Here is a 21,760-nt window from a genome sequence, read left to right as displayed (position 1 = left end):
CGCTCAGCCGTACATGCCGGGGGTGGTGGCGGTGCCGTCGTTGAGGGCGTGGAGGCCGCCCTTCTCGTCGCGCCACAGGCGCCAGCCGTTCTGGCTGCCGGTGAACCAGGAGGGCGGCGCGGAGGAGGAGTCCTTGCGCTTGCCCGTGGCCAGGTCGAACTCGCACAGCGCCGCGATCGAGTAGAACCCGGGGATCATGCCCCGCAGCGGCAGCGGCTTGGGGTCGGTCACGCAGAACGACCAGCCGGTCGCGCCGCTCACCGGGGTCGGCTCGCCGGTGCTGAGATCGAAGACCGAGCCGGGCGCGTCGCGCTTGAGGAAGCCGAGCTTGTTCATCTCGGGCGGGAAGGCGAGCCACCAGCCCGATCCGGGCACCTGCGTGGGCGTGATCTGCCCCAGGACCCGTCCGGTCTCGGCGTCGAGCCGGGCGAACCCGCCGTACTGGCCCTGCTCGTCGACCGGCCGGACGACCGGCGCGTACGCGGGGTTCCCGCTGGGGTAGACGCGGACGACGGACGGCCGCATCCAGTCGACGGCACCGTCGGCGAGACGCGCGGAGAACAGGCCGAAGGTCGAGGTCTCCTTGGTCTGGGGATTGGTGTAGGGGGCGACGTACCCGATGATCTTGTCACCCGTCGCGCCGAACGCCCAGCCCCCGCTCAGGTCGACGCCGGGGCCGAGGGCCTGCTCGATCGGCAGCTGCCAGACGGTCTTGCCGTCCTTGAGCGTGCGGGCCTCCAGCACCGGGTGGGAGGCGAGCCTGAGCAGGACGACCTTGGCCGTGTCGGACCACTCGACCTCGGCGATGCCGGGCAGGCGCCACTTCACGGCGCCGTCACGGGGGTCGAGGACCACGACGCGGGCCGACGAGAGCGCGGTGTCCTCCGAGACGCAGACGTACGGCCCGCAGCGCTGCGGCCCGAAGGTGGACCGCACGGGCCTGACCCACTTCTGCTGCCCGGTGCGGGCGTCCCTGGCCACCAGGGTGGCGCCCTTGTGGCCGGCTGCGGCGGGGTCGAGCGCGACCACCACGGCCTGCCCGCCGCCGGTCTCCACGGTCGAGGGAGCCTGCACCCCCATGCCGGGGAGCCGCCCCACCATCGTCGCGGGATGCGCCCACAGCCGTCGGCCGGTGGCGAGGTCGAGGGCGACGGTCTCCAGGGAGCCGTCGGGCCGCATGGAGGTGGTGGCCGCGACACCTCCTCCGGTGGTGGGCCGGCTGACCGCGTTCACCTGCGTGTTCTGCCAGGCCGGGGTGTCTTTCGCGGCCTCGTCGCCACCGGAGCAGCCGGTGAGGGCGCCCCCGGTCAGCAGGGCGGTCGCGGCGAGTGCCAGAGCGGGTTTCGCGTGGGTCAGCTGGGGCCGGATCATTTCGCTCCTACAGGGGGTGATGGCCCGGCCGCGGCAGGTAACCGGCTCTAGGCGTCCGGGAGCGGCCCGGGTCTCCGGCGGAGCAGCGCCGCCCACCGTCCATGGGGGCCGACCGCCCGGCCGGCGACACGGGTCGCGGTGACCTCGGTGCCGGGTTCCTCCACGGCCATCGCGGCCAAGAGGTATTGCGATCCTTCGACGCGCACGGGTTCCGGCTCGGGCCACAACCCCAACGCAGCGCATACAGACGGTAGCACTGCGTACGCGGCTTGTAGGTAACCTCGGGCAGATGGATGAAAACGATCAGGTCCGAACATCTCGGCCGGGTTCGCGTCGAACTCGGGTCCGAGCAGGTCGGCGAACGCCACGGTCCGGCCGCCCGCCTCGATGACGGCGACCGTCTGAGCCGCGGCGAGCTGCCGCGACCAGCGCCGGGTGACCCACCGGAGCGGCTGCGCGATCGGGCGTACGGTGCCCAGATCCGGGCAGGTTCCCACGACCACCTGGGCCCCGGCCTCGCGCAGGCGGCGTACCGCCTTCTGCAGGTGCCGTACGGCCCGGGCCGGCAGGGTCGCCGTGGTCACGTCGTTGGCCCCCACGAAGACGACCGCGATTTCCGGCCGCGTCTCCAGCGCGCGGTCCACCTGGACGCCGAGGTCCACCGACGCGGCGCCCGACCGGCCGGCCACGGTGAGGCTGACCGGGCGCTCGGCCACCGCCGCGAGCCCGTACGCGATGCGGACGGCCGGGGTGTCCTCGGGGCGGGTCATGCCGAGGCCGACGGAGAGGGAGTCGCCGAGGACGGCGATGCGGATCGGCTCCCCGGGGTAGGCGCCGTACACGCCGTCGGCCTTCGGGCCGTCGAGGCCGTGCGGCTGCCCCACGATGCGGCGGGCCACCATGGCCTCGGCCATCAGCAGGCCGTACGTGACCGCTCCGAGGGCCGTGAGCCCGCCGCCGCCCAGGGCGGCGGCGGTGGCGATGCGCCGGGCGGCGCGCGCCGCGCCGGATGTCCAGACCACCCGCCCTCCCCACGCTCACGGTACGGTTTGAAGTAAGAAATTAGCCGAGTTCCGGCCACCCCTACCGGGACCCCGGCTGACGGCAGGCTGACAAGCTTCGGCAACAAGGTGGTCATCGCGGTGCGCGTACACGACTCGCTGATCGAGCTGATGGGCAACACCCCGCTCGTCCGGCTGCGCAAGGTCACGGCGGGCGCGCCCGCTCAGGTGCTGGCGAAGGTGGAGTACTTCAACCCCGGCGGCTCGGTGAAGGACCGCATCGCGGTGCGGATGATCGAGGCGGCCGAGCGGAGCGGCGCGCTCAAGCCCGGCGGCACGATCGTCGAGCCGACCTCCGGCAACACCGGCGTGGGGCTGGCCATCGTGGCGCAGGAGAAGGGCTACCGCTGCCTGTTCGTCTGCCCGGACAAGGTCGCCCAGGACAAGATCAACGTGCTCCGGGCGTACGGTGCGGAGGTCGTCGTCTGCCCGACCGCCGTCTCGCCGGACCATCCCGACTCGTACTACTCGGTGTCGGACCGGCTGGCCCGCGAGATCCCGAACGCCTGGAAGCCCGACCAGTACTCCAACCCGGAGAACCCGGCGAGCCACTACCACTCGACGGGCCCGGAGATCTGGGAGCAGACCGAGGGAAGGATCACCCACTTCGTCGCGGGCATCGGCACCGGCGGCACGATCAGCGGGACCGGGAAGTACCTCAAGGAGATCTCCGATGGCCGGGTGAAGGTCATCGGGGCCGACCCCGTCGGTTCGGTCTACTCCGGCGGCACCGGCCGGCCGTACCTGGTCGAGGGTGTGGGCGAGGACATCTGGCCCGTCACGTACGACACCTCGATCTGCGACGAGATCATCGCGGTCTCCGACAAGGACTCGTTCGGCATGACCCGCAGGCTCGCGCGCGAGGAGGCGCTGCTGGTCGGCGGATCGTGCGGCATGGCGGTGGTGGCGGCGGTGCGGGTGGCCCAGGCGGCCGGGCCGGACGACGTCGTGGTCGTGCTGCTGCCGGACGGCGGCCGCGGCTACCTGTCGAAGATCTTCAACGACGAGTGGATGGCCGACTACGGCTTCCTCACCGAGACGAGCGATGAGGGCCTGGTCGGCGACGTGCTGGGCCGCAAGACGCCGGGGCTGCCCGAGTTCGTCCACGTTCACCCACACGAGTCGGTCGGCACCGCGATCTCGATCATGCGGGAGTACAACGTCTCCCAGCTTCCGGTGATGAAGGAGGAACCGCCGGTCATGGCGGCCGAGGTCGTCGGCTCCATCGTGGAGCGCGACCTGCTGGAGGGCCTCTACCGCGGCCGGGTGCGGTCCGAGGACGAGATCGGCGGCCACATGTCCGCACCGCTGCCCATGATCGGCTCCGGCGAGCCGGTGGCCCGGGCGGTCGAGGCGCTGGAGAAGGCCGACGCCGCGGTGGTCCTCGACGACGGCAAGCCGGTCGGCATGGTCACCCGGCAGGACCTGCTCGCCTTCCTGGCCAACCACTAGCTGGCAGTTCGAAGAACAACGGGCTTCGGGCGCGGGCGGATGCCCGCGCCCGGCGCACTACCGCACACAGTTGGAGTGCCGACGCCGGGCCGCTCCCCTCAGCGCGTCGACAATCTCAAACAACGCATCCGCCCAGTTACCGAACACCGAGTACACCTCGGCGCGGAACGCCGCCGGCTGCTCCGGAGCGGAGACCTCCAGTGATCACGGTCATGTCCGCGTCTCGAAACGGAGTGCGCCGCGCAGCAGAGGGCGTGCCGCCAGGGCGACGAGCACAGCGGCGAGGACTCCGACGCCCGCCATGGCCACGGCCCTGGCAACGGCCCAGCTGAGCCACTGACCCTGGTAGACGTCCACGGTGGCCAAGACCACCACGGCAACTCCCGAAACGGCCGCCACCACGCAGACGGGCAACGCGGCGATGACCGCCTGCCGCACGAGCACCTCTCCCAGCGCCCGCTCCGGCACCCCGCAAGCGGCCAGCGCGGCGAACGAGCGGCGAAGGTCGATCAGTTCCTCCGCCTGGTGCACCACCAGGGCGACCGCCGAGATCACCAGGGCCACCAGGAGCGCGACGTCCACCAGGGCGTGGGCCTGGGAGTAGTCACCGCCGGCCTGCTGGGCCCCGGCCGCCGCGCCGAAGAACACCGTCAGGCTCACCACGGACAGGGCTCTGGCCCACGCCCGCGGATCCGCCTCGACCAGCCGCGCGGCCAGCAGCGCCTCCGCCGACCGGGCCCGCCGACCGGCCCGGCGGGCGTACGCTCCGATCGCCCAGGTCGCGGCCAAGGTCACGCCGAACAGCAGCAGCACCAGCCCGGCCGTCATGGCCACCACGGACCCGTACGTGCTGACGAGCGGAAAACGGCCCTTCACCACGGCTCCGAGGACGAAGAAACCGACGCCCGCCCCGAACAGGAGCAGGTCCCGCACCCGCGGCCCCCGCACACGCGCACGGCGGGCCACTCCCAGCGGGGAGGCGACAACGTGACGGCCGGCGCGTGCCCCCGACAGAACCCCGCCGAGCGTTACCACAGCCACAACCACCGGCACCTGCGGCAGCGGCCCGGACAGATGCGTGACCACGTAGAGCGCGCCGCCGCCCAGCGAGCCGCCCAGTGCCAGCACGCCTCCTTCCAGGATGCCCAGCCGCCGCACGTCACCCGGCGTCGCCCCCGCCAGCCGCAGGGCGGCCAGCCGCCGCTCCCTGGTGGCCGAGGCCAGCCGATTGGCCTGGTGGACCAGGCCGGCGACCGGTACGGCCAGCAGGGCCAGACCGAGCCCCTTGAGCGAGTTATCCCCCTCAGCCTGGTAGTCCGCCAGGCTGACAGCCAGGCAGACCAGGAACGTCGCCACCGCTGCGCCCGTGACGACCAGCCGGGCGCGCACCCGCTCGGCCCGCGAGCGTCCCCTGTTCAACATCCGCAGCACGGTGATCATCGCTGCACCCCTGCCAGCACCGCTCCGTCGCGCAAGGCGATCTCCCGGTCGGCGTAGGCGGCCACCCGGTTGTCGTGCGTGACCAGGACGACGGCGGTACGGCTGGCGCGGGCCGTACCGATCAGCGCGTTCATCACCTGCTCGCCGCCGAACGTGTCCAGCGCCCCGGTGGGCTCGTCGGCGAAGACCACGCGCGGACCGGTCACCAGTGCCCGCGCGAGGGCCACCCGCTGCCGCTGCCCCCCGGACAACTCACCGGTGCGCTGGTCGGCGCAATCGGACACCTCCAGCCGGGCCAGCCACCGCGCCGCGACGGTCATCGCCTCCTGCCTGCCATGCCGGTTGAACAGCAACGGCAGCGCGACGTTCTCCGCCGCGGTCAGCTCGGGCACCAGCTCGCCGAACTGGAAGACGACACCGAAGCTCTCGCGCCGCAGTTTGGTCAACTCCGCCTCGGGCAGCGTGTCGATCCGCCTGCCGTCCAGGACGACCTCGCCGGATTCCGGCCGGACGATCCCGGCCAGGCAGTGCAACAACGTCGACTTGCCCGCGCCGCTCGGCCCCGTGATGGCGACGATCTCGCCCTCCGCGATCGTCAGGGAGACGTCGGTCAGCGCCCTGGTCCGGCCGAACGACTTGCCCAGGGCTCTGGCTTCAAGCATTGCTGTTCTCCTTCATCCGCGCGAGCGCGGTCTCGATCCAGCGCAGGTCGGCGTCAAGGTGCTGAAGCGCGTAGTCGGCCGCCAGCACCTGGGCGGGCGCACCGGACGCCTTCTCGGCGGTCAGCTCCCGCATGCGGGCGAGGTGCGCCTCGCGTTGCCGCACGAGGTAGGCGTCGGCGGCCTTCCCCGCGACGGCGACCCGGGCGAACAGAGGGCTGGCGACATACGGCGCCGACGGCTCGACGGTGTTCAGCCACCGCTCCAGCTCCGCCTTGCCGTTCTCAGTGATCGCATACAGGGTGCGTTCCGGGCCGCCCTCCTGCTGCGTCTCGGCCACCTCCGCCAGACCGTCGCGCTCCAGGCGTTGCAGTGTGGCGTAGACCTGTCCGTACGCCAGCGGCTTGGCGCCGGCGAGACGATGATCGTGCTCCTTCTTGAGCTCGTAGCCATGTTTCGGGCGCTCGACGAGGAAACCAAGTAGCACATGACCAGTTGTCATAATCGCGACTATACATTGAGTGAATAGTCGCTAGAAGAGAGACCCCGGCGATTGCTGCCGCCCTGCCCGGACTCCAGCCGGCGCGATGCCTCGAGCTCGGGGGGCTCGATCTGGCGGTAACCGCACCGGCGTAGACGTTGCGGAGCGTCTCGGCCGGTGATCGCCGTTGCTCCGCCTGCTCGGGCAGGATCAGGACTGATCACGATCAGGCATGATGCGGATGACCTGCGCGGCAGCACGCCGAACCACAGAGCCGAGCCACGTGCGAGCTGATCCGCATGTCGCCGGTCTAGCGCGAACGGTCGCGTTTCTCCTGCGGATACGCTCGAGGCCATGAACGAAGGTTTCGAGACGCTCGCCATCCACGCGGGCCAGGAGGCGGACCCGCACACGGGTGCCGTCGTTCCTCCCATATACGCCGTGTCCACCTACAAGCAGGACGGCGTCGGCGGCCTGCGGGCGGGTTACGAATACAGCCGGTCGGCCAACCCGACCAGGACCGCCCTCGAGGAGGCGCTGGCCGCCGTCGAGGGAGGCGCGCGCGGGCTGGCCTTCGCGTCGGGCCTGGCCGCCGAGGACACGCTGCTGCGGACCGTCTGCAAGCCGGGCGACCACGTGGTGATCCCCGACGACGCGTACGGCGGGACCTACCGGCTGTTCTCCCGGGTGCTCCAGGAGTGGGGGGTCTCCTTCGACCCGGTGCCGCTCGGCGACCTGGACGCGGTTCGCGCCGCCGTCCGGCCGGAGACGAAGGCGGTCTGGGTGGAGACGCCCACGAACCCGCTGCTGAACGTCGCGGACATCGCCGCGCTGGCGGACGTCGCCCACGATCGGGGCGCGGTGCTCGTGGTGGACAACACCTTCGCCTCGCCGTACCTGCAGCAGCCGCTCAGCCTGGGCGCGGACGTGGTGGTCCACTCGACGACCAAGTACGTCGGCGGCCACTCCGACGTGGTCGGCGGAGCGCTGGTGACGCGGTCGGCGGACCTCGGCGAGCGGCTGGCCTACCACCAGAACGCGATGGGCGCCGTGGCCGGGCCGTTCGACGCCTGGCTCACGCTGCGCGGCCTCAAGACGCTGGGCGTGCGCATGGACCGGCACTGCGACAACGCCGAGCGGGTGGTCGACCTGCTGCTGTCGCATCCGAAGGTCGTCCAGGTCCTCTACCCCGGCCTGCCCGAGCACCCCGGCCACGAGGTCGCGGCCAAGCAGATGCGGCGCTTCGGCGGGATGGTGTCGTTCCGGGTCGAGGGCGGAGAGGAGGCCGCCGTCGAGATCTGCAACCGCGCCAAGCTGTTCACACTCGGGGAGTCCCTCGGCGGCGTCGAGTCGCTGATCGAGCATCCCGGCCGGATGACCCACGCGTCGGCCGCCGGGTCGCCGCTCGAGGTTCCCGCCGACCTGGTACGTCTGTCGGTCGGCATCGAGACCGTCGACGACCTCCTGGCCGATCTCTCCGAGGCACTGGGCTGAGAGTCGCCGCCCGCTCCGCGCCCTGTCTATGTGTCTAATGGGCGCTCCGCGCCCTGTCTAATGGGCGCTCCGCGCCGGGGCCGTACGCTCCGGCGCGGCGGGGCGGACGGGAGACACCCAGCGTTCGCACAGCAGGACGCCGAGTGCCGCGGCGGTCAGGACGGCGCCCGCCACGGTCACGCTGCGAACGCCCGAGTGGTCGATGAGCGCGCCGCCGAGCAGCGAGCCGCCCGCGATGCCGATGTTGAAGGCGGAGCCGCTGCCGGCCGAGGCGATGTCGGTGCTGCCGGGGGCGACCTGCAGCGCGCGGCTCGCGATGGCCGCCGCCAGCGCGCTGAACGACATGCCGGTCACGCAGAGGGCCACCACCGCCACCGGATGCACGGCGCCGAAGGCGTACAAGCCCAGCAGCGCGCACGTGATGAGGGCCAGCGGCCCGGCGAGAGCGGTCCTCGGCCGGCTGTCGAGCAACCGGCCGACCACGATCGTTCCCGTGACCCCGGCGATCCCGGACGCGAGGAGCAGCGGGCTGAGCGCGGCCGGGGCGAACCCGCCGAACTCCAGCAGGAACGGCGTGATGTAGGTGTACGCCGTGAGGTAACCGCCCACCCCGATGACGGTGGCGACGATGAGCAGCGCGTAGCGGCGGGCGTCCGGGGTCGCGCCGCGCCCGGGTTCGTGGCTGCCGGGGCCTGCTTGCCGACGGCCCGGCATCAGCGTCGCCACGGTCACGCACGTGACGAGGCCGACGGCGGCGGCCAGGGCGAACGCGGCCCGCCAGCCGACCTGCTGGCCGAGCCAGGTGCCGGCCGGGACGCCGAGGACGGGCCCGAGGGAGCTGCCGATCGACATGCGGGCGATCGCCCGTCCCCGGATCTCCGGGGGGAACATGGCCGCCGCGGCCGGGGTGGCGACCGACCAGAACAGCGCCTGCGTGGCCGCGACCAGCAGCCGGGCGGCCAGCAGCGTCGGGTAGTTCGGCGCCACGGCGGTCAGCAGCATCCCCGCGACGAACACGGCCAGCGTGGCGGTGAGCAACCTGCGCCGCGGCACCCGCTGGGTCAGCCGGGTGAGGGGCAGCGACGCCAGCACCACGACCGCGGCGTACCCCGTGACGAGCAGGCCCGTCTCGGACGGCGACCGGTCCAGATCGGTCGCCATCACCGTGAGCAGCCCGATGGGCAGGACCTCGGCGGTGACGTAGGTGAAGGCCCCGACGGCGAGGGCGACCAGCGCCCACGCCGCGCGGCGTTGCGTCGTAAGGTGCACCCGCTCCTCTTTCCCCCGTTTCCGGCCAAAGACGTTTTACCGGACATTCGGGAGAAAGGGGGAATTCTAGGGGTTGAAGAAGATCATCAGGAAGAGGATGACGAGCCAGATCAGGGCACTGATACCGGCCAGTGCGGCGATCCGCCCGGTCTGCACCTTGGCGTCGTCCTCCGGCGACTCGCTGGACAGAGCCGCGATGGCCGTACGCTGGTCACGCTCGACGATCACCAGCAGGACGGCCGCCACGACGAACAGCGTCATCGACACCGACAGGTACGGCGCGCCGAGCGCGCCCCGGTCGATGGCGAGGCCCAGAAGCAGGCCGAACAGGAAGACGCCGATCGTGAGCAGGCCGAACAGCCGGGTCGCGCGGTGCAGATACCGCAGCACGCCCACCTCCCGCGCACGGATGTAGCGCGGGGTGACGCTCGTGACCGCCGTGAGCGGACCGAGCGCGAAGATCGCGAACCCTATGTGCAGCCACAGCAGCAGATGGTCGAGAGGCGACATGGGCAGAGGCTATCCTGACCGATCGGCCCGCAGTCGGCCTGACGCGCTCTTCGCGAGCGCGTCGGACGCGGGCGCGTGGCGGGGCCGGAGCGCCGAGAGGTCTACTTCCGGCGACGGGGGCGGTTGTGAACCGCCATCTCGAACAGCACCGTGGTGACAACCATGAGGACGACGAGGCCGACTGCTGCGAACATGGGAGCGCTCCTTCCACCGGCATGTGGAACGACCAGCGCGAACAAGGGGATGCCTGTCTATCGTCCGCCGATTGCAACCCGTTCGGCAACGGATTATCGATCTCACGGACCACGGCCGCCGTCTCCCCGCATGCCCGCTGTCCGCCGCTTCTCCGGCCTCCGTCAGTCCTGCGGCTTCGGACGCGCCCCCGAATCGTGCCGATGTCCCTAGCCTGCCCGCACAGCGCACCGCGAACCGCCGGGAGGTGCCCGCGGGCCACACGCTGAACGAGGATCTCGCCGTCGTCGTCCTGCTGCTGTCCGTGATCACCAGCATCGTCGTTCTGGCGGTGGGATCGATCATCGCGGTCAGGCGGGCCTCCGAGATGTCGCAGGAGCCGAATGGGAAACGTGCGGGTTGATCCGGCGTCTCATCGAGGAAGCTCGTCTCCTCGGCCCGGCCGGCGTCGGATTCGATGAAGGCGTGGTGCGATAGGGCATTCGCCTCCGCCTGGGGCGGCGCCGGTCTGCACGGATATGACGACACTGTCGAAATCCTCGTGCAGGTCGAAGAGCGGATTTCCCATTGTTGTGCTCTGAGAAACTCGCAGGTTTTCGTCTCCCGTCCGCGAGTGCCGCCGCGGCCGCGGCCAACGGTCAGCGGGTGCGGCGGGCTCGGAGGAAGTCGCTGACGACGTATTCGCCGAGACGGTCCGCGTCGGGGGAGAAGACGCGGCCGCCGTTGCGCCGGGCGACCTCGTCGACGAATTCGCGCAGCCGGTCGTCGGCGGCGAGCATGAAGACGTTGATCGTCGCACGCCGCCTGGTCATCTTGTCGACCTCGGCGAGCGTCAGCGTCAGCGTCTCCTGCGACGGGGGCCATTCGAACCGGGGAGCCCCGTTGCGCATCAGGTGCGCCGTCGGCTCGCCGTCGGTCACCACCAGGACGACCGGCTCGAAGTCGGGGTGCCGGTCGAGGTGGCGGCCCGCGATCAGCAGCGCGTGGTGCAGGTTGGTGCCCTGCACCATGTCCCATTCGAGCCCGGCCAGTTCGTCGGGCCGCAGCACTCGGGCGTAGTTGGAGAATCCGATGATCTGCACCGCGTCCTGCGGGAACTTCGAGGCCACGAGCGCCTGAAGCGCGAGCGCGGTCTGCTTGGCCGCGGCCCAGGTGCCGCGCAGGGCCATCGAGTACGACAGATCGACCAGCAGGCACACCGCGGCGGCGCTGCGGCGCTCGGTCTCCGTCACCTCGAAGTCGTCGACCGACAGCCTCACCCCGGCCCCGGTCACCCGCCCCACGGGCGACGCCCCCGCGTCGGAATCCGTCACGTCGTGCCGTGTGAGGCCGTGCCGTTCCGGCGGAGCGCCGCGTCGTACGGCGTTGACCACCGTACGCACGACGTCGATGGGCTGCTCGTCGCCGAAACGCCATGGACGGGTCGATCCGGTCGGCTCCCCGGCCGTGCCCGCGTCGCGCTGGTCGTGGTCGCCCCGGCGGCCCGAGTCGAGCGAGGCGAAGACGCGGCGCAGAGCGGTCTCCCCGAGACGGCGTACGGCCTTGGGGGTGAGCTCCAGCTTGCCGCGGTTGCGTCGCAGGTAGCCCTGGGCCTCCAGCTCACGCTCGACCTGCCGCAGTGCCTCCAGGTCGTCCACGGCCGAGCGGCCGAGGGCGCGCCGGATGGCGGCCTCGTCGACGTCGTCGAGCCGCGCGCCGGGGTAGTCCTGGCGCAGCGCGGCCTCCAGGTCGCCCAGGTCGGCCAGCTCCTGCAGGGCCGTCACGGCGTCGCCCATGCCCATCGGCTGCTCGCCGGACACCCGTTCGGGGGCGCCCCAGGCCAGGTCGGGGCGGCGGGCATGGAGGGCGTCGCCGAGCCGGCGCATCTGGTCGGCCAGCCCCGCCTGCTCCAGCGTCTGGTTGATCAGCCCGGCGAGCTCCTCGCGCTGTTCCGGGCTGAGCGAGGCGAGCAGCCGCTGCGCGGCGGCGGCGCGGCGGGCGAGCTGGTCGACCAGCTCCTCCAGGTTCCGCGGATTCTCGGGGAACATGTCCCCGTATTTCTGCATGAACCGGTCGAAGTCGTCTTGCGTGTGCTCACCCCGGGCGTCCCGGTCCAGCATGTCGTTGAGGTCCGACATCATCTCCCTGACCCGCTCCATGGCGGCCGGGTCGGGGTTGGCCAGCGCGTCGCGCATGCCGCGGAACTGGCTGTCGAGGACCTCCCTGCGCAGCAGGTCGCGCAGCTCCTCGAACGTCTGCCGCGCGGCGGCCGACCGCCAGTCGTAGCCGGCCAGCTCCTGGACCGCCCGGGCGGCGTCGGTGGGCAGCGCGTCGAGCATCGCCTCCCGGAACCGGGCGTCGTCGAACGGATCAGGACCGCGTTCTCCCGGGGGGCGACCCCCGGACCCTCGCTGGAGTTCGGCCCGCTCCTGGCCGATCGCCTTGTCGAGCAGGGCGCGCACCCGCTCCAGCGTGCCGTCGAGCCGGGTGTTGTCCCGCAGCTCGCGCCGCCGCCGCCGCACCTGGCGGAGCAGGTCGTCGAGGCCGCGCCGGTCGGGGGCGCCGGGGAGCCCGCGCCGCAGCAGGTCGCGCAGCGCGTCGAGCGGCGTCGAGCCGGACAGGATCGCATCGCCCATCTCGTCCAGCGCCGAGCGCACGTCGTACGGCGGCGCGAGCGGGTCCGGCCCGTCGTGATACTCCCGGTAGAAGTAGGTCACGTCCGGTACACCGTGCCGCCGTCGGTTTCGTCCTTGGACAGCCTGCGCATCAGGTACAGCCCCTCCAGCGTGAACTCCAGCGCCGCGGCGGCGTGACCGGGCGACTCGTCGCCCTCGCCCATGCCGAGCCTCGCCATGATCTTTGACAGGCCCTCGACGCGCCCGATCCTGCGCAGCAGCTCGTGGGCCGCCACCAGCTCGCCCGACTCGACCTGGGCGCCCTCGCCGAACCTGTCCAGCAGCGGCGCGAGATCGGCCCCGCCGAGCGAGGCGCGGAAGGTCTCGGCCGTCGCGCGGCGCAGCAGGTGGGAGAGCACGTCGATCTCCCGGCCCTCCTCGCTGACCTCGAACTCGACCTTGCCGCGCAGTGTGTGGACCACGCCGGGCAGGTCGCACACGCGCGTGACGGGCCGTTCCTCCCCGGTCAGCGCGGCCCGCCGTACGGCGGAGGCGGCGGCGGTCTCGGCGGCGGCGATCGAGAAGCGGGCCGACACGCCCGAGCGGGAGTCGATCGCGGTGGACTCGCGGACCAGGCGGGTGAACCGGGCGATCACCTCCACCAGGTGGTCGGGCAGGTCCGCGCCGAGGGCGGCGAGATCGGCCTCCTGGCGGATCAGGACCAGCTCGTCCTCGACCGTACGGGGGTAGTGGGTGCGGATCTCCGCGCCGAAGCGGTCCTTCAGCGGGGTGATGATCCGGCCCCGGTTGGTGTAGTCCTCGGGGTTGGCGCTGGCGATCAGCAGGATGTCGAGGGGGAGCCGCAGGTTGTAGCCGCGGACCTGGATGTCGCGCTCCTCCAGCACGTTGAGCAGCGCCACCTGGATGCGCTCGGCCAGGTCGGGCAGCTCGTTGACGGAGAAGACACCCCGGTTGGTCCGGGGGACCAGGCCGTAGTGGACGGTCTCCGGGTCGCCGAGCGTGCGGCCCTCGGCGATCTTGATGGGGTCGACGTCGCCGATCAGGTCGCCGACGGAGGTGTCGGGGGTGGCCAGCTTCTCGCCGTACCGGTCCTCGCGGTGCTTCCACGCGACCGGCAGGTCGTCGCCGTGCGCGGCCGCGAGCCGACGGCACCGGACGCAGACCGGCGCGTACGGGTGGTCGTTGATCTCGCAGCCCTCGACCACGGGCGACCACTCGTCGAGCAGCCCGGTGACGGTGCGGATCAGGCGGGTCTTGCCCTGGCCGCGCTCGCCGAGGAGCACGAGGTCGTGACCCGCGATCAGCGCCCTCTCCAGGTGGGGCAGGACGCTGTCGTCGAAGCCGACGATGCCGGGGAACCGTGTCTCGCCGGCCCGCAGCCGGGCCAGGAGGTTCTCCCTGATCTCGGCCTTGACCGTTCGGTATCGGTGTCCACTCTCGCGCAGTTCACGCAGAGTGCTGGGGGCAGGCGTGGGCGATTTGTGCACGCAGTCGAGCCTACGTCCCCATCGGACGATCCTGCAGCCGGGTTTGGGAGACACGGCTGCGGGACGCCCGGCCCAATTGGCCGGGCGGCCCGTGCGTCGTCCTCCGTTCAGTGGGGAGAATCGGCCCAAGGAAACAGTCGCGGAGGAAGAGAGGGCGAGACATGGCGGTATTGACGAGCCGCTTCGCCGACGGTCTCGCCGTGGGCGCGAACCTGGTGGAAGCGGCCGAGACGGCCGTACGCCAGGCGTTGGCCGGCCTGTCGGGTCCGCCAGACCTGGTGTGCTTCTTCATCTGCGGGGACGATCCCGACGACGTGGACAGGGCGGGCCGGCGGGCGATGTCCGTGGCGTCCGGAGCCGACGTGATCGGCTGCAGCGCGACCGGTGTCATCGGGCACGGCCAGGGCGTGGAGCTGACCCCGGCCGTGAGCGCGTGGGCGGCCTCCCTCGGCGGCGCCAGGATCGACACCTTCGCCCTGGAGACGCTTCGGACGGAGGACAGGTTCGTGGTCGTGGGGTTGCCCGAGCGCGTCCCCGACGACCGGGCGGCGATCCTGCTCGCCGACCCCTACAGCTTTCCCACCGACGCCTTCATCGAGCACTCGCACGAGGTGCTGGGCAGCCTGCCGATCGTCGGCGGCCTGGCCAACGGCCTCCAGGGCCGTGGTTCCGTACGGCTGTTCGCCAACGGAGAGGTCCACGACTCCGGCGCGATCGGAGTGATCATCGGTGGCTCGGTGAACATCGGCACCGTCGTCAGCCAGGGCTGCCGGCCGATCGGGCCGTCCATGGTCGTCACCCGGGCCGAGGACAACGTGCTGCTGGAACTCGCCGGCCAGCCCGCCCTGGCCCGCCTGGAGGACATCGTCAGCGCCCTCGACGAGGAGGACCGCGACCTGGTCGCCGCCGGCTTACAGATCGGCATCGCGATGGACGAGTACGCCGAGCGCCACGAGCGCGGTGACTTCCTGATCCGGGGGGTCATCGGCATCGACCCCGAACGCGAGGCGGTGGCCGTCGGCGACGTGATCGAGATCGGCAGGACCGTGCGCTTCCAGGTCAGGGATGCCGAGGCCGCCGACGAGGACCTCTACGAACTGCTCGACGCCCACATGCAGCAACACTCCGGCCGGGTCGAGGGGGCCCTGCTGTTCTCCTGCAACGGCCGAGGCTCGGGCATGTTCGGCTCGGCCGACCACGACGCGCTCGCCGTGCGCGAGACACTGGGGCCCATCGGGGTGGCGGGGTTCTTCGCCGCGGGCGAGGTCGGGCCGGTCAGCGGGCACAACCACGTTCACGGCTTCACCGCGTCGCTGCTCGTCTTCTCCAGCGGCACCGGTTTCCCGGGCGGCACGGAGTTCTCGGGGGGCACGGGTTTCCCGGGCGGCACCGGTTTCCCGGGTGGTACGGGTTTCCCGGGCGGCGGGGGAGCGGACGCGTGAGCGACCTCACCCTGGCCGTCGACATAGGGGGCACGAAATTCGCGGTGGGCCTGGTGGAGCCGGACGGCGGGGTCGTGGCCGCCGAGCGGGCCGCCACCCCGCAGGGCGGCGACGCCGAGACGCTGTGGGAGACGCTGACCACGCTGCTCGACCGGCTGGACCTGCCCGCCGCGCTCGCTGGCGTGGGCGTCGGCTGCGGCGGGCCGATGACCTGGCCGGAGGGGGAGGTGTCGCCGCTCAACATGGGCGGCTGGCGCGGCTTCCCGCTGCGCGCGAGGCTGGCCGCGCGCTTCCCCGGCGTCCCGGTCCGCATCCACAACGACGCGATCTGCCTGGCCGTCGCCGAGCACTGGCGCGGTGCCGGACGGGGAAGCGCGGCCATGCTGGGGATGGTCGTGTCGACCGGCGTCGGCGGCGGGCTGATCCTCGGCGGCCGGCTCATCGACGGCGGGACGGGCAACGCGGGTCACATCGGCCATGTGGTGGTCGACCCCGAGGGCCCGGCCTGCGGTTGCGGCGGCAACGGCTGTCTGGAGGCGATCGCCCGCGGCCCCGGTCTCGCCGCCTGGGCGCTCACCCAGGGCTGGTCCCCGTTCGCCGGCGCCTGGGGCGAGGCCGTCGTCGAAGGGGGCCTTTACCAGGAGGAGGGCACGGCCACCGCGCGCCGGCTGGCCGCCGACGCAGCGGCGGGCGACCCGATCGCGCGGACCGCGATGGCCCGGGCGGGGCGGGCTCTGGGGATCGCGATCGCCTCGGCCGTCAACCTGTGCGACCTCGACCTCGTGACCGTCGGCGGCGGGCTCAGCCAGGCGGGCGACCTGTTGTTCGCACCCCTGGAGGAGGCGCTGCGGGAGCACACGCGGATGGGGTTCGCCGGGCGGGTGCGGGTCGTGCCCGCCGCGCTGGGTCAGGACGCCGGTCTCGTCGGCGCCGCCGCCCTCGTGGCGGCCGGCGACAGGTACTGGTCGCCGGAGCGCTGAGAGTGCCGGAACCTGTGATGATGGGCACATGGCTGTCCCACAGGTGACGTACGAGGACGTCGTCGCCGCGCGCGAGTCGCTGTCCGACGTGGCGGCGCTGACACCCGTCCTGCATTCACGGGTGCTGTCCGAGATCGTGGGCGGCCCGGTCCACCTGAAATGCGAGAACCTCCAGCGGGCCGGGTCGTTCAAGGTCCGCGGGGCGTACGTGCGGATCGCGCGCCTGAGCGAGGACGAGCGGGCCAGGGGGGTGGTCGCGGCCAGCGCGGGCAACCACGCGCAGGGCGTGGCGCTGGGCTCGTCGCTGGTCGGGGCCAAGTCGACGGTCTACATGCCCGAGGGCGCGCCGCTGCCGAAGGTCGAGGCCACCCGCGCGTACGGCGCGGACGTGGTCTTCGCGGGGCACACCGTGGACGAGGCGCTGCGGGCGGCCAGGGAGCACGCGGACCGGACCGGGGCGGTGTTCATCCACCCGTTCGACCACCCTGACGTGGTCGCCGGGCAGGGCACCGTCGGCCTGGAGATCCTTGAGCAGCTTCCCGGCACGGCGACGATCGTGCTGCCCATCGGCGGCGGCGGCCTCGCGGCGGGGGTCGCGCTGGCGGTGAAGTCCCAGCGACCGGGGATCAAGGTGGTGGGCGTGCAGGCCGAACGGGCCGCGGCCTATCCCGACTCGCTGGCCGCGGGCCGTCCTGTCATGGTCGAGCCCACGTCCACGATGGCGGACGGCATCGCGGTCGGGCGGCCGGGCGACCTGCCGTTCGAGCTGATCCACTATCTCGTGGACAGCGTCGTGACGGTCTCGGAGGAGTCGCTGTCGCGCGCCCTGCTGCTGTGCCTCGAACGCTCGAAGCTGCTGGTGGAGCCGGCCGGAGTGGCGGGGGTGGCGGCGCTGCTCGACCAGCCGCACGCGTTCGAGCCGCCGGTGGTCGTCGTGCTGTCGGGCGGCAACATCGACCCGCTGCTGCTGGCCAGGGTGCTGCGGCACGGCCTGGCGGCGGCGGGCCGCTACCTCGCCTTCCGCATCCGGCTGACCGATCGTCCCGGGGCGCTGGCCGCGCTGCTGGCCCGGCTGGCCGACCTCGGGGCCAACGTGCTCGACGTGGTGCACGAGCGCTTCGGCTCCCGCCTGCACCTGGAGGAGGCCGAGGTGCTGCTGCAACTGGAGACCCGCGGCCCCGCGCACTGCGACGAGGTGCTGAGCGCGCTGCGGCGGGACGGCTACAAGCTGCTGTTCTCCTGATTCCGCCGCCACCGGCCGCTCAGGTGACCGGAGCGGGACGCTTCGGCTGGAACAGCCAGGCGTCGAACAGCTCCTTGAGGTTCTTGCCCGAGACGCGCTCGGCCAGCGCGATGAACTCCCGCGTCGTGACGTTGCCGTATCTGTGGGCGTCGGTCCACGCCCTGATCAGCGGGAAGAACTTCTGGTCGCCGATCTCCCTGCGCAGGGCGTGCAGTGTCATCGCGCCGCGGTTGTAGACGGCGGCGCTGAACAGGTCGTCGGCGCGGGCCGTGCCCGGAGGATAGGCCCACATCGGGTCGGCCGCGTTCGCGTAGTAGCGCTGGAAGGCCGATTCGGCCGTGTACCGGCCGGTGTGCTCCGCCCACAGCCATTCGGCGTACGTCGCGAAGCCCTCGTTCAGCCACAGGTCCCGCCAGCGCGCGATGCTCACGCTGTCGCCGAACCACTGATGCGCGAGCTCGTGCGCGATGATCGCGGGCTCGGGGGAGAAACCGCCGTAGATGGGCTTGGTCTGGTTCTCCAGCGCGTACCCCGCCGCGTAGTCGTCGATCACGCCGCCCGTCGACGAGAAGGGGTACGGCCCGAACACGCTCGACCAGTAGTCGGTGATCTTTCCCGTCTCGGCGAAGAGCTTGTCGAGCGAGCCGCGGAAGGAGTCGGCGACGGCGGCGTAGATCGGCAGGCCCTTGCCGCTCGTGCCGGTGCGGACCTGGAACTTCCCGGTCGTCATCGTGGCGAGGTAGCTCGCCATGGGGTGCTTCTCCCGCCAGACGAAGGTCGTCTTGCCCGCCTTCGTCTGCGGCGTCCCGTCCATCTCGCCGTTGGCGATCGCGGTCAGCCCTTCGGGAACGGTGATCTGGAAGTCGTAGGTCGCCTTGTCCGAAGGATGGTCGTTCGACGGGAACCACGTCTTCGCGCCGTTCGGCTCACACGTGACGAACGCGCCGTCCGGAGTGGAGATGAAGCCGTATCGGCCGAGGTTGGCGGAGTCGCGCATCGGTTCCGGCACACCGGAGTAGTCGACCGTGACCTCGAACGCGTCGCCGTCGGAGACCCGCCGGGCAGGCTCGATCACGAGCTCGTCCCGGCTGCGGCTGAACGAGGCCGCCGCGCCGTCCACCGTCACCCGGCTCACCGTGAGCCCGTGCAGGTCCAGGTCGAACGACGTCAGGTCCTGTACGGCCTTCGCACGGATCGTGGCGCTGCCCGCGAGCTTCCTGGTCGACGGGTCGTACGACAGGCGGAGGCCGTAGTGCTGGACGTCGTAGCCGCCGTTGCCGTCGCTGGGGAAGTCCGGATCGCCGATTCCCGGAGCGCCCGTGGTGCCCGCGGTGTTCGCGGTGCCGCCGGCGCCGGGGGTGGCCCTCGACGTGCCCGCATCCGCCGATGCCGGCGCGACCGCGCCCTGGGACGGCGTGCAGGCCGTGGCGGTCCCGACGGCCACGGCACAGATCAGCGCAGAGATCGTTCTGCCCCGGGCGCCGGTCGGCGTCGTGATCGGCGAGGGGAACGAAGGAAGACGATGCATGGACATATGTCTGGCAACTGTACGCGAGGCGGTGGCGTGGTCCGGGTAGTGACTCCGGATGTTTTCCCTGTTCGCGGGGGTCGCAGGGGGGTGCAGGGGGTCCGCGGGCGCGCGGAGCTCAGGCGTCCACCACGAGCGTCCGGGCCGCCTTGTCGTGCAGGGCCTGCTTCCTGCGGTCGAACAGGATCCATGCGAGGTTCACCACTCCGAGGCAGAACAGCCAGCCCAGCACGATCTCCACCGCCTGCCGCACCGCGATCGGCCCGGGACCGGCAGGCGCCCCGGTGTCGCGTACGACGCGCATGCCGAACAGCCGCTTGCCCACCGTCTGGCCGTTCCAGAACGACTGGAGCAGCCAGTAGTAGAGGAATCCGACGATCCCGGCGAGTAGGCCGCTGCCGACCGGGATCCTCGTCGCCGCCCCCGTCGTGCCGTCGTACACGGCCCTCCAGCTGTCCCAGGTGAGGAGCGAGGTGACGAGCCCGACGAGCACGGCGTCCACGATCCCGGCGAACAGGCGGCGCCAGCGGCCGGCGAGCCGCGGCGCCGTCTGCCCGAAGGGCGGGGGCGTCCAGGGAATCCTCGGTTCCTCGTACGGGCTTCCCGGAGGCGGCGGTGTTCCCATGGCTGAATGGTCACCCCGCCGGCCTTCGGTCAAAGCCGGGCGCGCGCAAAGGCTGGGGAGTGTCCGTCAAATGCTGCCCGTCGCGTTCCCCAGGCGGCGGAGCGCGGACAGGCGCCGTCCCGGACGCCGCGAGGCCTGATCCGCCGGACATCGAGCCGGGTCAGAGCGTGCCCCGGCGTTCCTGCTCGCGCTCGATGGCCTCGAAGAGCGCCTTGAAGTTGCCCTTGCCGAAGCCGAGGGACCCGTGGCGCTCGATGAGCTCGTAGAAGACGGTCGGGCGGTCGCCCACCGGCTTGGTGAAGATCTGCAGAAGGTAGCCGTCCTCGTCGCGGTCGACGAGGATGCGGCGCTTCTTCAGCTCCTCGACCGGCACCCGCACCTCGCCGATGCGGCCGCGCAGCTCCGGGTCGTCGTAGTAGGAGTCGGGCGTGTCGAGGAACTCGATGCCCGCCTCGCGCATCGTGTCCACCGTCGTGACGATGTCGTTGGTGGCGAGCGCGATGTGCTGCACGCCCGGGCCGCCGTAGAACTCCAGGAACTCCTCGATCTGGGACTTCTTCTTGCCCTCGGCGGGCTCGTTCAGCGGGAACTTGACCTTCCGGGTGCCGTCCGCGACGACCTTGGACATCAGCGCCGAATATTCGGTGGCGATGTCGTCGCCGATGAACTCCGCCATCTTGGTGAAGCCCATGACCCTCTCATAGAACTCCACCCACTCCTCCATGCGCTCGACGTTGCCCACACAGTGGTCGATCGCCTGGAAGAGCCGGCCGTTCTTCACGGCGGGCGGCGCGACGAGAGGCTCGGCCGCGACGTATCCGGGGAGGTACGGGCCGGTGTAGTTGGCGCGGTCGATCAGCGTGTGCCGGGTCTCGCCGTAGGTCGCGATGGCCGCGACCACGACCTTGCCGTGCTCGTCCTCGACCACGTGGGGCTCCTCCAGCCCCCGCGCGCCGCGCTCCAGCGCGTGCCGGTAGGCCGTCTCCACGTCCGGCACGTCGAGCGCGAGGTCGACGACGCCGTCGCCGTGCTCGGCCACGTGCCGGGCGAGCGGCGTGCCCGCGCGTACGGCTCCGCGCAGCTCGAACCGGGCCGAGCCCGACACGAGGACGTACGCCACCTCGTCGCGGCTGCCCGTCTCCGGCCCCCGATAGGCCACCAGGCGCATCCCGAAGGCGGTCGAGTAGTAGTGGGCGGCCTGCTTCGCGTTGCCGACCGCGAAGACCACCGCGTCCATGCCGTGAACCGGAAAGACATCGTTCATGCCCTCAACTGTCCGTTGGTGTGGCCAATTTGTGCAACAGTAATCTGATTCAGTGGACAATATGCTCAGTGATCGCTTCACATAAGAGGAAATCGTTATGACGATTGACCACCTCGATGCCCGGCTCGTCGCCCTGCTGGCCGCCGAGCCCAGGATCGGCGTGCTCGAGTGCTCCCGCAGGCTGAACGTCGCCCGGGGGACGGTGCAGGCCCGGCTCGACCGGATGGCCGCGAAGGGGGTCATCACCGGCTACGGCCCGGACATCGACCCGGCCGCGCTCGGATTCGACGTGACGGCGTTCGTGACGTTGCACATCCGGCAGGTCGCGGGGCACGTGCCGGTGGCCGACCAGCTCGCGCTCATCCCGGAGGTCCTGGAGGTCCACACGATCACCGGCGGGGGAGACCTGCTCTGTCGCGTGGTCGCCCGCAGCAACGCCGATCTCCAGCGCGTGATCGACCTGATCGTGGACGTGCAGGGCGTCGTACGGACGGAGTCGGTGATCGCGCTCGACACGCCGGTGCCGTACCGGACTCTCCCGCTGGTCCGCGCGGCCGGGGGCTGACGCACGTTTTCCACAGGGTCCTTCCGTGGGCGAGGCTTTTCCACAGACGTCGCGGGAAGTGCCGGACCACCGATGGCCATCG

19 protein-coding genes are annotated in these 21,760 nt (G+C 71.6%); 7 read left to right on the top strand and 12 right to left on the bottom strand.

Annotated elements, in window-relative coordinates; genetic code table 11:
• Positions 1-3: 3 nt before the first annotated feature.
• Both ACQPZZ_RS35425 and ACQPZZ_RS35420 read right to left on the bottom strand, forming a co-directional pair.
• Positions 4-1,371, bottom strand: a complete 1,368-nt coding sequence (locus tag ACQPZZ_RS35425; RefSeq protein WP_432926294.1) for a PQQ-binding-like beta-propeller repeat protein — start codon at positions 1,369-1,371, stop codon at positions 4-6.
• Between the two features lie 47 nt (positions 1,372-1,418).
• Positions 1,419-2,393 carry an SGNH/GDSL hydrolase family protein gene (locus ACQPZZ_RS35420; protein ID WP_363644788.1) on the bottom strand — a complete coding sequence of 325 codons (975 nt, stop codon included), beginning with the start codon at positions 2,391-2,393 and terminating at the stop codon, positions 1,419-1,421.
• Positions 2,394-2,513: 120 nt separating this feature from the next.
• On the opposite strand from ACQPZZ_RS35420, the gene ACQPZZ_RS35415 reads away from it, so the two are divergent.
• Positions 2,514-3,884: a cystathionine beta-synthase gene (locus ACQPZZ_RS35415; RefSeq protein ID WP_363644786.1), complete on the top strand. Its 1,371-nt coding sequence runs from the start codon at positions 2,514-2,516 to the stop codon at positions 3,882-3,884.
• A 210-nt stretch (positions 3,885-4,094) separates the two neighbouring features.
• On the opposite strand, the gene ACQPZZ_RS35410 is transcribed toward ACQPZZ_RS35415, so the two are convergent.
• From ACQPZZ_RS35410 to ACQPZZ_RS35400, 3 genes are read right to left on the bottom strand one after another with little or no spacing between them, the layout of a single operon-like run.
• Positions 4,095-5,324 (bottom strand): hypothetical protein, encoded by a 1,230-nt coding sequence (locus ACQPZZ_RS35410; RefSeq protein WP_432926291.1) that lies wholly within the window; start codon positions 5,322-5,324, stop codon positions 4,095-4,097.
• The gene (locus ACQPZZ_RS35405; protein WP_432926289.1) at positions 5,321-5,986 is read right to left on the bottom strand and encodes an ABC transporter ATP-binding protein; all 666 of its coding nucleotides are present in this window, start codon (positions 5,984-5,986) and stop codon (positions 5,321-5,323) included. Before ACQPZZ_RS35405 ends, ACQPZZ_RS35410 begins: the two co-directional genes overlap by 4 nt.
• A complete protein-coding gene (locus ACQPZZ_RS35400; RefSeq protein ID WP_432926287.1) occupies positions 5,979-6,485 on the bottom strand; it encodes a PadR family transcriptional regulator in 507 nt (168 codons plus the stop codon). Before ACQPZZ_RS35400 ends, ACQPZZ_RS35405 begins: the two co-directional genes overlap by 8 nt.
• Positions 6,486-6,818: 333 nt before the next feature.
• Here ACQPZZ_RS35400 and ACQPZZ_RS35395 point away from each other — a divergent pair, with 333 nt between their 5' ends.
• On the top strand, positions 6,819-7,958 hold the full coding sequence (locus tag ACQPZZ_RS35395; RefSeq protein WP_432926285.1) for a cystathionine gamma-synthase: 1,140 nt from the start codon (positions 6,819-6,821) through the stop codon (positions 7,956-7,958).
• Positions 7,959-8,015: 57 nt separating this feature from the next.
• Here the strand turns inward: ACQPZZ_RS35395 and ACQPZZ_RS35390 are convergent, their stop codons facing one another.
• Both ACQPZZ_RS35390 and ACQPZZ_RS35385 read right to left on the bottom strand, forming a co-directional pair.
• Positions 8,016-9,227, bottom strand: a complete 1,212-nt coding sequence (locus ACQPZZ_RS35390) for an MFS transporter (protein ID WP_432926283.1) — start codon at positions 9,225-9,227, stop codon at positions 8,016-8,018.
• A gap of 66 nt (positions 9,228-9,293) precedes the next feature.
• Complete coding sequence (locus ACQPZZ_RS35385) at positions 9,294-9,737, bottom strand: hypothetical protein (protein WP_363644774.1); 444 nt, start codon at positions 9,735-9,737, stop codon at positions 9,294-9,296.
• A gap of 439 nt (positions 9,738-10,176) precedes the next feature.
• On the opposite strand from ACQPZZ_RS35385, the gene ACQPZZ_RS35380 reads away from it, so the two are divergent.
• Positions 10,177-10,332, top strand: coding sequence for a hypothetical protein (locus ACQPZZ_RS35380; RefSeq protein ID WP_432926281.1), 156 nt, complete (start codon positions 10,177-10,179; stop codon positions 10,330-10,332).
• A 235-nt stretch (positions 10,333-10,567) separates the two neighbouring features.
• Here the strand turns inward: ACQPZZ_RS35380 and ACQPZZ_RS35375 are convergent, their stop codons facing one another.
• On the bottom strand, positions 10,568-12,625 hold the full coding sequence (locus ACQPZZ_RS35375) for a vWA domain-containing protein (protein ID WP_432926279.1): 2,058 nt from the start codon (positions 12,623-12,625) through the stop codon (positions 10,568-10,570).
• Positions 12,622-14,031, bottom strand: coding sequence for a sigma 54-interacting transcriptional regulator (locus ACQPZZ_RS35370; RefSeq protein WP_363644768.1), 1,410 nt, complete (start codon positions 14,029-14,031; stop codon positions 12,622-12,624). Before ACQPZZ_RS35370 ends, ACQPZZ_RS35375 begins: the two co-directional genes overlap by 4 nt.
• A gap of 161 nt (positions 14,032-14,192) precedes the next feature.
• Between ACQPZZ_RS35370 and ACQPZZ_RS35365 the strand changes: the two genes are divergently transcribed.
• Genes ACQPZZ_RS35365 through ilvA form a run of 3 tightly spaced genes read left to right on the top strand, consistent with a single transcriptional unit; the run spans position 14,193 to position 17,696 of the window.
• The gene (locus ACQPZZ_RS35365; RefSeq protein WP_432926276.1) at positions 14,193-15,473 is read left to right on the top strand and encodes an FIST signal transduction protein; all 1,281 of its coding nucleotides are present in this window, start codon (positions 14,193-14,195) and stop codon (positions 15,471-15,473) included.
• Entirely contained in the window at positions 15,470-16,453 is a 984-nt protein-coding gene (locus ACQPZZ_RS35360) for an ROK family protein (protein WP_432926274.1), read from the top strand. Before ACQPZZ_RS35365 ends, ACQPZZ_RS35360 begins: the two co-directional genes overlap by 4 nt.
• A 28-nt stretch (positions 16,454-16,481) precedes the next feature.
• Positions 16,482-17,696 carry a threonine ammonia-lyase gene (gene ilvA, locus ACQPZZ_RS35355; RefSeq protein WP_432926272.1) on the top strand — a complete coding sequence of 405 codons (1,215 nt, stop codon included), beginning with the start codon at positions 16,482-16,484 and terminating at the stop codon, positions 17,694-17,696.
• Between the two features lie 19 nt (positions 17,697-17,715).
• Here the strand turns inward: ilvA and ACQPZZ_RS35350 are convergent, their stop codons facing one another.
• The 3 genes from ACQPZZ_RS35350 to hppD form a co-directional block, all read right to left on the bottom strand.
• Positions 17,716-19,224, bottom strand: coding sequence for a M1 family metallopeptidase (locus ACQPZZ_RS35350; protein WP_432926271.1), 1,509 nt, complete (start codon positions 19,222-19,224; stop codon positions 17,716-17,718).
• Between the two features lie 118 nt (positions 19,225-19,342).
• Positions 19,343-19,849, bottom strand: a complete 507-nt coding sequence (locus ACQPZZ_RS35345; protein WP_432926269.1) for an RDD family protein — start codon at positions 19,847-19,849, stop codon at positions 19,343-19,345.
• A 160-nt stretch (positions 19,850-20,009) separates the two neighbouring features.
• A complete protein-coding gene (gene hppD / locus ACQPZZ_RS35340; protein WP_432926267.1) occupies positions 20,010-21,113 on the bottom strand; it encodes a 4-hydroxyphenylpyruvate dioxygenase in 1,104 nt (367 codons plus the stop codon).
• Between the two features lie 97 nt (positions 21,114-21,210).
• Between hppD and ACQPZZ_RS35335 the strand changes: the two genes are divergently transcribed.
• Positions 21,211-21,678, top strand: coding sequence for an Lrp/AsnC family transcriptional regulator (locus ACQPZZ_RS35335; protein ID WP_363644754.1), 468 nt, complete (start codon positions 21,211-21,213; stop codon positions 21,676-21,678).
• Positions 21,679-21,760 lie beyond the last annotated feature (82 nt).

The organism is Microbispora sp. CA-135349, from assembly GCF_050947365.1.
GTDB lineage: Bacteria > Actinomycetota > Actinomycetes > Streptosporangiales > Streptosporangiaceae > Microbispora.
The sequence above is the reverse complement of the archived record's forward strand: the minus strand, read 5'-3'. Positions and strand labels throughout refer to the sequence as shown.

Coding starts and splice junctions, on each gene's coding strand:
- ACQPZZ_RS35425 (WP_432926294.1), bottom strand. CDS start 1,371: ATGATCCGGCCCCAGCTGACCCACGCGAAACCCGCTCTGGCACTCGCC.
- ACQPZZ_RS35410 (WP_432926291.1), bottom strand. CDS start 5,324: ATGATCACCGTGCTGCGGATGTTGAACAGGGGACGCTCGCGGGCCGAG.
- ACQPZZ_RS35405 (WP_432926289.1), bottom strand. CDS start 5,986: ATGCTTGAAGCCAGAGCCCTGGGCAAGTCGTTCGGCCGGACCAGGGCG.
- ACQPZZ_RS35400 (WP_432926287.1), bottom strand. CDS start 6,485: ATGACAACTGGTCATGTGCTACTTGGTTTCCTCGTCGAGCGCCCGAAA.
- ACQPZZ_RS35395 (WP_432926285.1), top strand. CDS start 6,819: ATGAACGAAGGTTTCGAGACGCTCGCCATCCACGCGGGCCAGGAGGCG.
- ACQPZZ_RS35385 (WP_363644774.1), bottom strand. CDS start 9,737: ATGTCGCCTCTCGACCATCTGCTGCTGTGGCTGCACATAGGGTTCGCG.
- ACQPZZ_RS35365 (WP_432926276.1), top strand. CDS start 14,193: ATGGCGGTATTGACGAGCCGCTTCGCCGACGGTCTCGCCGTGGGCGCG.
- ilvA (WP_432926272.1), top strand. CDS start 16,482: ATGGCTGTCCCACAGGTGACGTACGAGGACGTCGTCGCCGCGCGCGAG.
- ACQPZZ_RS35350 (WP_432926271.1), bottom strand. CDS start 19,224: ATGCATCGTCTTCCTTCGTTCCCCTCGCCGATCACGACGCCGACCGGC.
- ACQPZZ_RS35345 (WP_432926269.1), bottom strand. CDS start 19,849: ATGGGAACACCGCCGCCTCCGGGAAGCCCGTACGAGGAACCGAGGATT.
- hppD (WP_432926267.1), bottom strand. CDS start 21,113: ATGAACGATGTCTTTCCGGTTCACGGCATGGACGCGGTGGTCTTCGCG.
- ACQPZZ_RS35335 (WP_363644754.1), top strand. CDS start 21,211: ATGACGATTGACCACCTCGATGCCCGGCTCGTCGCCCTGCTGGCCGCC.